1 protein-coding gene is annotated in these 800 nt (G+C 76.9%); it reads left to right on the top strand.

The features are described from left to right. On the top strand, positions 1-713 hold a 713-nt coding region (locus HW577_RS25870), incomplete at its 5' end, for a Crp/Fnr family transcriptional regulator (RefSeq protein ID WP_198378939.1). Positions 714-800: the final 87 nt, after the last annotated feature.

An 800-nucleotide genomic window follows, 5' to 3' on the forward strand; every position in this document is an offset into this window, starting at 1 on the left:
CCGCCCGCGCCCCCGGCCTCTGCGCGCCGATGCACGGACCGGAGGCGCTGGCCGCGCTGGAGGCCGCGCGCCGTCCGGCGGTCGCCTTGCCGCCGCGTAGCGCCGTGTTCCGCCAGGGGGAAGCCTGCCGCGACGTGTTCATCCTGGTCTCCGGCTGGGTAGTCCTGGCCCAGGCGCTGCCCGACGGGCGGCGGCAGGTGCTGCGCTTCCTGCTGCCCGGCGCGATCTTCGGCCTGCATCCCGAGGAGCAGGCGAGCCATGCGCAGGGTGCGGAAGCGCTGACGCCAGCGGTGGTCTGCCCCATACCGGCCGAGCGCCTCGCCGCACTGCGCCACGCCTGGCCGGCGCTCGACGACCGGCTGCTCTGGTGCCTGGCGCGCGACGCGGCCTTCGCGGCGGAACAGATGACGACGCTCGGCCAGCGGCCGGCGCTCGCGCGCGTCGCGCATCTGCTGCTGGAACTGCTGGTCAGGCTCGGCGGGCGGCATCCGCCGGCCGAGGGTGATCCCGTGCCCATGCCGCTGACGCATCGGCTGATCGGCGACGCCACGGGCCTGACCCCGGAGCATGTCACACGGATGCTGCGCCGGTTGCGCCAGGATGGCGTCGCGCGGATGTCCGGGGGGCGGCTCACGCTGCTCAATGCCGCGCGCCTCCTCGCACTCGCCGATCCGCCGGCGGAACTGCTCGCGCTCTGGGCTGCCGCGGGCTGATGCTGCCGGCGCGCGGGCCGTGCCGCTAGGCAGGGCGAGGCTCGGCGCCGGACGGGTGCGACGCGTGGCCGGCGCGGGCGCCCGGGG

Origin of the sequence: Neoroseomonas rubea, from assembly GCF_016106015.1 — a bacterium.
Lineage (GTDB): Bacteria > Pseudomonadota > Alphaproteobacteria > Acetobacterales > Acetobacteraceae > Neoroseomonas > Neoroseomonas rubea.